Source organism: Polynucleobacter sp. 39-46-10, assembly GCF_002282275.1.
The window spans coordinates 1-8,477 of record NZ_NCJB01000097.1; the positions used below are offsets into that span (position 1 = coordinate 1).

Here is an 8,477-nt window from a genome sequence, read left to right on the forward strand (position 1 = left end):
GATGCCTGCTAAGGCCAGAGTGGAGCGAAGTTCAGAAGGATTCATGGGAAAGGGCTATATTAACAAGTTACGCTAAAAAATCATGAATAACGAAATTAAGATCCGCGGTGCACGCACGCACAACCTCAAAAACATCAATCTAGATATCCCTAGAGAGAAACTGGTCGTTTTGACTGGCTTGTCTGGCTCAGGCAAAAGCTCATTGGCTTTTGACACCCTATATGCCGAAGGCCAACGTCGCTATGTAGAGTCCTTATCGGCTTACGCACGCCAGTTTTTGCAGTTAATGGAAAAGCCTGATGTCGATACGATAGAAGGCCTGTCCCCGGCAATCTCAATTGAGCAAAAAGCCACTAGCCATAATCCGCGCTCAACCGTGGGTACGGTGACAGAAATTCATGATTACTTGCGCTTACTCTTTGCCCGCGCTGGTACCCCGCATTGCCCAGACCACGATCTGCCATTGGAGGCACAAAGCGTCTCTCAAATGGTGGATACGGTTTTAGCAATGCCTGAAGATACCAAGCTCATGATTCTGGCTCCGGTAGTTAGTGAACGTAAAGGCGAATTCGTTGACTTATTCCAAGATCTCCAAGCCCAAGGCTTTGTTCGCTTTCGTGTGCGCTCTGGTGGCGGCACAACCAATACTGCCAAAGCAGAAATCTTTGAAGTGGATCAATTGCCGACACTAAAGAAGAACGACAAGCACTCTATTGAAGTAGTGGTAGATCGCATCAAAGTGCGTCCTGATATTCAGCAACGTGTAGCGGAATCCTTCGAGACAGCTCTACGTCTTGCTGACGGCAAGGCCATGATTGTCAATATGGACACCGGCAAGGAAATGATTTTCTCTAGCAAGTTTGCTTGCCCCATCTGCTCGTATTCATTGCAAGAGCTAGAGCCACGGCTCTTCTCATTTAATAACCCAATGGGTGCGTGCCCATCTTGCGATGGCCTAGGCCATCAGTCTTTTTTTGATCCTAAACGCATTGTTGCGCACCCTGATTTATCACTTGCATCTGGTGCTATCAAAGGTTGGGATCGTCGCAATCAGTTTTATTTCAAACTCTTACAGACACTCGCAAAGCATGGTGGTTTTGACGTCGAAAAACCCTTTGAAACTTTAAATAAGAAACAGCAAGATCTCATTTTGCTGGGCTCGGGTGATGTCACTATTCCATTTGAGTACATCAATGAGCGTGGCAAAAACAGCATTCGCGAGCATGCCTTCGAGGGCATTGTTGCCAACTTTGAGCGTCGCTATCGTGAGACTGACTCAGCAACAGTTCGGGAAGAATTATCACGCTACCAAAATGTACAAACCTGTCCATCATGCAACGGTAGTCGTTTACGCAAAGAAGCTCGCTTTGTCAAAGTAGGTGACGGCAAGCAGTCTCGCGCCATTTATGAAATCAGCGCCCTACCTTTAAAAGAAGCGAAAGAATATTTTGAGTCATTAGAGCTCAAAGGAGCTAAACGGGAAATCGCCGACAAGATTGTTAAAGAGATTGGCTCACGTCTGCGCTTCCTCAATGATGTGGGTCTAGATTATCTTTCTCTAGAACGCAGCGCAGATACGCTCTCTGGTGGCGAAGCGCAGCGTATTCGCCTGGCATCGCAGATTGGCTCCGGCCTAACTGGTGTCATGTATGTACTAGATGAGCCTTCGATTGGCCTGCATCAGCGTGACAACGATAGACTCATCGGAACACTCAAGCATTTGCGTGATCTGGGCAATAGCGTTTTAGTAGTTGAGCATGACGAGGACATGATTCGCGCTTCTGACTATGTCATTGATATTGGTCCTGGCGCTGGCGTGCATGGTGGTGAAGTAGTAGCCGAAGGTACTCCTGCAGAGGTGGAAGCCAATCTAAAGTCTTTAACAGGCGCCTACCTATCTGGTCGTGAGTGGATTGCAGTTCCAGAAAAACGCATTCCAGTAAATGACAAGTTCTTAGAAATCATCGGTGCACGTGGCAACAATTTGCAATCCGTTCATGCCAAGATTCCAGTCGGCCTATTAACCTGTGTCACCGGTGTCTCTGGCTCTGGCAAGTCGACGCTGATTAACGACACACTGCACCATGCAGTTGCACAGCATATTTATGGATCGAATGCTGAGCCTGCAGCACATGATGCGATTAAGGGCTTAGAAAACTTTGACAAGGTCATTAGCGTCGACCAATCTCCAATTGGCAGAACGCCCCGCTCCAACCCTGCTACTTACACCGGATTATTTACACCGATTAGAGAGCTCTTCTGTGGTGTACCTGCCGCACGTGAGCGCGGATATGAAGCTGGACGTTTTTCTTTCAACGTCAAAGGTGGTCGTTGCGATGCCTGCGAAGGCGATGGCGTTATTAAAGTCGAAATGCACTTCTTGCCAGACGTCTATGTACCTTGTGATGTCTGTCATGGCAAACGCTACAACCGCGAGACATTAGACATTCGCTACAAAGGCAAGAATATTCATGAAGTGCTGTCGATGACCATCGAGCAAGCCCATGAATTCTTCGAAGCAGTACCCATTGTTAAACGCAAACTCAAAACCTTGCTCGATGTAGGTTTAGGTTATGTGAAGCTAGGTCAAAGTGCCACAACCTTATCAGGTGGTGAGGCACAACGTGTCAAACTCTCCTTAGAACTTTCTAAGCGCGATACCGGAAGAACGCTCTATATCTTGGATGAGCCAACTACGGGCTTGCATTTCCATGACATTCAATTGTTGCTGACTGTTCTTCAAACTTTGAAAAAGCAAGGCAATACGATCGTCATCATTGAGCACAACTTAGACGTCATAAAGACTGCTGACTGGATTATTGACTTAGGCCCTAAAGGGGGCGCTGGTGGTGGACAAATCATTGCAACCGGTACACCTGAAGAAGTTGCGAAGAACGAGGCTAGCTTTACCGGTCACTACTTGGCACCGCTACTAGTGCGCAAACCAGCGCCTGCAAAAAAGAAGAAATAATTCAGAAATCGGAAGTAACTGAATACACTCAGAGTAATTTAGATTCGGCTAAATCAGTCGCCTCTGAATTGCCTGAGAGTACTAGGATATCGTTAGCTTGCAAACGTAAGTCTGGAGTGAGCTCCAATTTGACATAGTCGGAGCCATCCACTTTTCGCCTGACAGCTTGTACGCTCACGCCTTCGTTTTCAAGGTGTAACTCTTCAAGAGTCTGGCCAATACTCGCTGACTCAGGCAACAAAGTTACCGAGTGCAAACGCCATGACTCCTTGGTGTCGACTTCATCATCAACCCCACGGAAATAGCCGCGCAAAAGACTGTAACGCGCTTCGCGTGCACTGGTAATTCGACGTACGACCTTACGCATAGGTACGCCCATCATTAACAAAACGTGTGATGCCATCATGAGACTACCCTCGATTAACTCAGGCACCACCTCAGTTGCTCCAGCTGCTTGTAACTTAGCTAAATCAGCATCATCCTTAGTGCGCACCAGTACAGTCATACCGGGACGCAAGCGCTCAACCTGATGCAATACTTTTAAGGTTGCTGGGGTATCTGCATAGGTAATTACTACTGCCTTTGCCCTCGACAAACCAGCGGCTACTAAATAATTTTCTCGACTAGCATCACCATAGACCACGTTATCCCCAGCGGCAGCAGCCTCTTTAACTCGATCTGGATCCATATCTAAGGCAATGTAAGGAATTTTTTCTTGATCGAGCATGCGGGCCAAGCTTTGTCCTGAACGACCAAAACCGCAAATAACAACATGATTTTCAGTTCGGACACTTTTTGCTGCGACGCGTGTCAGCGCTAATGATTGCAACAACCACTCATTACTCGAGAAGCGCATCGCAATCCGATCGCTATATTCAATCAAGAAAGGTGCGCCAAACATCGAGAGCAACATGGCAGCCAGTACAGCCTGACTCAAAGCAGGATCGATTAAATCCAAGCCATCAATCTGATTTAAAAGAACGAAGCCAAATTCGCCGGCCTGCGCCAAACATAAGCCTGTCCGAATCGAGATGCCAGGGCTTGAACCAAAAGCACGTGACAGTAAGGCAATCAAACCAAACTTGAAAATCAAAGGGCCAATCAGTAAGAGCAGCACTAGCAACCACTGTTGGTAAATAACATTAAAGTCCAACAGCATGCCAATGGTAATAAAGAACAGGCCCAAGAGGACATCCCTAAAAGGCTTCACGTCCTCCTCAACCTGATGGCGGTAGGGTGTCTCGGCAATCAACATACCCGCCAAGAAAGCCCCTAGCGCAAGTGATAAACCAAAATGTTCTGTGAGTGCTGACATACCCAAAACAATCAGCAGCAAGTTGAGCATGAATAACTCTTGCGAGCGCAACTTGGTAACCAAACTAAACCAGCGACTCATTAAAGTTTGGCCAATCACAAAAATCAGAACCAGCGCCACCGATATCTTGATGGAGGCTGCGGTCAAGGCCAAAAATAAGTCTCCAGGATTTTTACCCAGTGAGGGAATCAAAATAAGCAAGAAGACCACCGCTAAATCTTGAAATAACAAAATACCGATGATGTTGCGCCCATGCTCAGTCTCAATTTCTGAACGATCGGCAATGAGCTTGGTAACGATAGCAGTTGAGGACATGGCCAGGGCACCCCCCAGGGCAATGGCTGCCTGCCAGGAAATGGGGTAAATCCAGTTCATCATCAAGCTTGCCGGCACTGCAAGCAAGATAGTCAAAAGCACCTGGCTGCCACCCAAGCCAAATACGATGCTTCGCATGGCCCGCAGCTTATGGAGGTTAAATTCCAGGCCAATTGAAAACATCAAGAAAACCACGCCAAATTCAGCCAAATACTTAACTGTGGCGGAATCATTGGCCAAACCCAGGGCATGCGGCCCAATTAGGACGCCAATGGCAAGATAGCCCAAAATGGGGGGGAGCCCAAAATAGCGGAAAATAACTACCCCGGCCACTCCAGAGGCCAACAAGATGAGAGTTAATTGAAGGACTGACGGCATATACTCACCCCATGATAGCGAAGACTCGTGACCGAACCCTAAAGCTTGCGCGTGACACCCTCACCATTGAGGCTGCTGCACTGCACACTATGCGTGATCGCCTTGAAGGCGCCAATGCCGATGCCCTCGTTTTGGCAGTGGATTTACTGCATTCCTGCAAGGGCCGTATCGTTGTTTCTGGAATTGGTAAATCAGGTCATATCGCCCGAAAGATTGCTGCCACCTTTGCCTCTACCGGCTCCCCCGCTTTTTTTGTACATCCCGCCGAAGCCAGTCATGGCGACCTGGGAATGGTTACGCGTGATGATGTCTTTGTTGCACTCTCTAATTCCGGCGAGACTGATGAGCTTCTCACCATTGTGCCAATCGTCAAGCGCACCGGTGCAAAACTCATTGCACTAACTGGTGCACCAAATTCTTCATTAGCAAAGTTAGCTGATGCCCATTTAGACACCAGTGTTGAAAAAGAAGCATGTCCACTTAACTTGGCGCCAACTACGAGCACAACCGCATCGCTCGCTATGGGTGATGCCCTAGCTGTTGCCTTACTTGATGCTCGCGGCTTTCAGGCTGAAGATTTTCAACGTTCCCACCCAGGTGGCCGCTTGGGTCGCAAGCAACTGATGCATGTCAGCGAAGTGATGCGCAACTTTGATGAGACTCCTAAGATTGCGATCTCCGCTTCCCTGCAAGAAGCTTTACTAGAAATGACCGCTAAACGCATGGGCATGGTGGTCACTTTAAATAATCAAAATAAAGTCGCCGGTATTTTTACTGACGGCGACTTGCGTCGTCTTCTAGAGAAGAGCACCAATTTAGATGGGCTCACCTTAGAAAAAGCCACTACTTCAGCACCCCGCACAATTCCTCCCGAACTCTTGGCGGAAGAAGCTATTGAGATGATGGAAAAACATCGCATCAATCATTTAGTTGTCACTGATTCTCATGGAGTATTACTTGGAGCGCTCAACCTCCATGATTTATTTGCCGCCAAGGTTATTTAAGCTTTTTACTCTTTAATCATTCATCCACTCACCTACATGCCAACCGCCTTTAATGCTCACCAAACCAATCCTCTGAGCCAGTATCCACAGGCCTGGGAGCGCGCTGGGGCAGTCAAGCTACTCGTACTCGATGTCGATGGGGTCTTAACCAATGGTCAGGTATTTCTTGGTGAAAACGGTAAGGAGTCTCTGAAAGCTTTTGATATTCAAGATGGCTTGGGAATTAAGCTCTTAGAAAAAATTGGCATTTCAACCGCCATCATTACTGGGCGCAACTCCAAAATGGTTTTAGCTCGCTGTGATGAACTCGGTATCAAGCAGGTGCACATGGGTGTTGAAAATAAAGCCGTAGCCCTAGAAAAGATTTTGCAGTCACTTGGGCTCAAGTCGTCTGATTGCGCTGTGATGGGTGATGATTGGCCTGATTTTCAAATGATGAAGTCTGCAGGTTTAAAAGTATGTCCTGCACAAGGACATGATGCCGTGAAAGAAATTGCTCACTTTGTCACTACTCGATCTGGCGGTAGTGGTGCAGTTCGTGAAGTCTGCGACTTGATTCTAAAAGCACAAAATCGCTATGACGAATTACTTGCTCAGGCACGCGCTTAAGGTTTGTCTCCATGGAACTGAATGCCCAACAAATTAAATTGAGTATCTGGCGTGGCCTATTGCGCCTAATGCCATTGATCTTGATGAGCACACTTACTCTCGTCACTTTTTGGCTGGTTAAGAAAAATGCTCCCGTAGAAAAATCAGCACTAGAACGGGTACGCTTACATGAGCCTGACTACACTATTACCAATGGCGCCCTTTCCGCGCTCAACGAAGCTGGCAATACCAAATATCGCTTGCTGGGCAAGAAAGTGATTCACTACGACGATGACGCTTCAATTGATATTGAAACACCTCGTATACGCTTGTTCCCTCCTGAAAAGTCGCCGATTACTGTGAAAGCGGACTCAGGTCATTTAGATGGCGACATCACCATACTAGATCTCATCAATAATGCTGAAATTTTTCGTCCACCACAAGCTGCTACCGCGACCGAACCAGCTAGACCACGCATGATTGCACGCTCTTCGTATTTCAAGGTACTCATCAATGACGACATTATTGAGACCAATAAACCCATTACGCTTGAGCAAGGCGTTTCCATCATGCGCTCAACTGATGGTGGCACATTCAACAACATCGAACAAAGTATGGTGCTGTCTGGCCAAGTAAGAGGTCGCATCGAGCGTGTTCAACCTGGAGCACAGCCATGAGCTTCTTACGCAAACTAGCAATACATTGTGGATTGTTAGCAGCTTGCTTTATCGCACATGCTCATGCTGAAAAAGCAGATCAAGATAAACCGGTAGTTTTGGAAGCAGAAAAAGTTTCTGTAAATGACGTGCAACAGGTTTATGAGCTCGATGGTCAGGTACTCTTGACCAAGGGCAGCATTTTAATTACCGGCGAAAAAGGCAATATCAAAGTTGATCCTGAGGGCTATGAGTACGTTGACGTTCAAGGCAATCCAGAATCAACGGCCAGCTTCAGGCAAAGACGCGAAGGTCCGGCTAATGAGTTTATGCAGGGTCGCGGTCAAACAGTTACTTACAATGCAAAAACTGAATTGCTTACCCTCACTGGTGATGCTAACTTGAAGCGTCTTCACAATATGCAAATGTTAGATCAATTACACGGCTGGAAAATTGATTACGACGATGTCCTGCAGCGCTATCAAGTCACGCCACCCCCAAATGCTAAACCAGAAGATCTGCCTTTGGCTAAAGCCATCCTTTCACCAAGAAGAAAAGCTACACTAGAGAGATGACCACGGATTCCAGCAGTATTCAAAAGCCAGCAACCCTCAGCGCCCAGCATCTTCAAAAGCGTTATGGATCTCGCACAGTAGTTCGGGATGTATCGGTAGAGGTTAAATGCGGCGAAGTGGTTGGACTCTTAGGCCCTAATGGTGCTGGTAAAACCACTTCTTTCTACATGATTGTTGGCTTGGTTCCACTTGATGGTGGAAGTATTGTTCTGGATGGCACAGACATAACCCATCTCCCGATTCATGAGCGAGCTCGTATGGGCCTGTCATACCTCCCTCAAGAAGCTTCTGTTTTCAGAAAGCTGAACGTAGCCGAAAATATTCAAGCGGTATTAGAGCTGCAGGTGCAAGGCGGCAAACCATTGAGGAAGTCTGAGATTGCGCATCGCCTAGATGAACTCTTGGGTGAACTTCAAATTAGCCATCTTCGTGATAACCCAGCACTATCCTTGTCTGGAGGTGAGCGTCGTCGTGTTGAGATTGCAAGAGCGCTTGCCTCTCAGCCTAAATTCATTTTGCTGGATGAACCATTCGCCGGCGTTGATCCGATTGCAGTTGGGGAGATCCAGCGAATTGTGCGCTTCTTAAGAGACCGTCAAATTGGCGTATTGATCACGGACCATAACGTACGCGAAACCTTAGGTATTTGCGATCATGCCTACATCATCAGCGAAG

7 protein-coding genes are annotated in these 8,477 nt (G+C 47.3%); 6 read left to right on the plus strand and 1 reads right to left on the minus strand.

Going from position 1 to position 8,477, the window contains the following annotated elements; genetic code table 11:
- Positions 1 to 82: 82 nt before the first annotated feature.
- Positions 83 to 2,971, plus strand: a complete 2,889-nt coding sequence (gene uvrA / locus B7X71_RS09145; RefSeq protein WP_293598382.1) for an excinuclease ABC subunit UvrA — start codon at positions 83 to 85, stop codon at positions 2,969 to 2,971.
- 28 nt (positions 2,972 to 2,999) lie between these two features.
- On the opposite strand, the gene B7X71_RS09150 is transcribed toward uvrA, so the two are convergent.
- Positions 3,000 to 4,979, minus strand: a complete 1,980-nt coding sequence (locus tag B7X71_RS09150) for a monovalent cation:proton antiporter family protein (RefSeq protein ID WP_215302116.1) — start codon at positions 4,977 to 4,979, stop codon at positions 3,000 to 3,002.
- 11 nt (positions 4,980 to 4,990) lie between these two features.
- Here B7X71_RS09150 and B7X71_RS09155 point away from each other — a divergent pair, with 11 nt between their 5' ends.
- The 5 genes from B7X71_RS09155 to lptB all read left to right on the plus strand — a co-directional run.
- Positions 4,991 to 5,983 carry a KpsF/GutQ family sugar-phosphate isomerase gene (locus B7X71_RS09155; RefSeq protein ID WP_293598383.1) on the plus strand — a complete coding sequence of 331 codons (993 nt, stop codon included), beginning with the start codon at positions 4,991 to 4,993 and terminating at the stop codon, positions 5,981 to 5,983.
- Positions 5,984 to 6,019: 36 nt separating this feature from the next.
- On the plus strand, positions 6,020 to 6,592 hold the full coding sequence (locus B7X71_RS09160) for an HAD hydrolase family protein (RefSeq protein ID WP_293600553.1): 573 nt from the start codon (positions 6,020 to 6,022) through the stop codon (positions 6,590 to 6,592).
- Between the two features lie 11 nt (positions 6,593 to 6,603).
- A complete protein-coding gene (gene lptC, locus B7X71_RS09165) occupies positions 6,604 to 7,248 on the plus strand; it encodes an LPS export ABC transporter periplasmic protein LptC (protein ID WP_293600554.1) in 645 nt (214 codons plus the stop codon).
- Entirely contained in the window at positions 7,245 to 7,802 is a 558-nt protein-coding gene (gene lptA, locus B7X71_RS09170; RefSeq protein ID WP_293600555.1) for a lipopolysaccharide transport periplasmic protein LptA, read from the plus strand. The genes lptC and lptA overlap by 4 nt, the downstream gene beginning before the upstream one ends.
- Positions 7,799 to 8,477: LPS export ABC transporter ATP-binding protein (gene lptB / locus B7X71_RS09175; protein ID WP_293600556.1), on the plus strand; the 679-nt coding region annotated here is incomplete at its 3' end. The genes lptA and lptB, both read left to right, overlap by 4 nt.

Coding starts and splice junctions, on each gene's coding strand:
- uvrA (WP_293598382.1), top strand. CDS start 83: ATGAATAACGAAATTAAGATCCGCGGTGCACGCACGCACAACCTCAAA.
- B7X71_RS09150 (WP_215302116.1), bottom strand. CDS start 4,979: ATGCCGTCAGTCCTTCAATTAACTCTCATCTTGTTGGCCTCTGGAGTG.
- B7X71_RS09155 (WP_293598383.1), top strand. CDS start 4,991: ATGATAGCGAAGACTCGTGACCGAACCCTAAAGCTTGCGCGTGACACC.
- B7X71_RS09160 (WP_293600553.1), top strand. CDS start 6,020: ATGCCAACCGCCTTTAATGCTCACCAAACCAATCCTCTGAGCCAGTAT.
- lptC (WP_293600554.1), top strand. CDS start 6,604: ATGGAACTGAATGCCCAACAAATTAAATTGAGTATCTGGCGTGGCCTA.
- lptA (WP_293600555.1), top strand. CDS start 7,245: ATGAGCTTCTTACGCAAACTAGCAATACATTGTGGATTGTTAGCAGCT.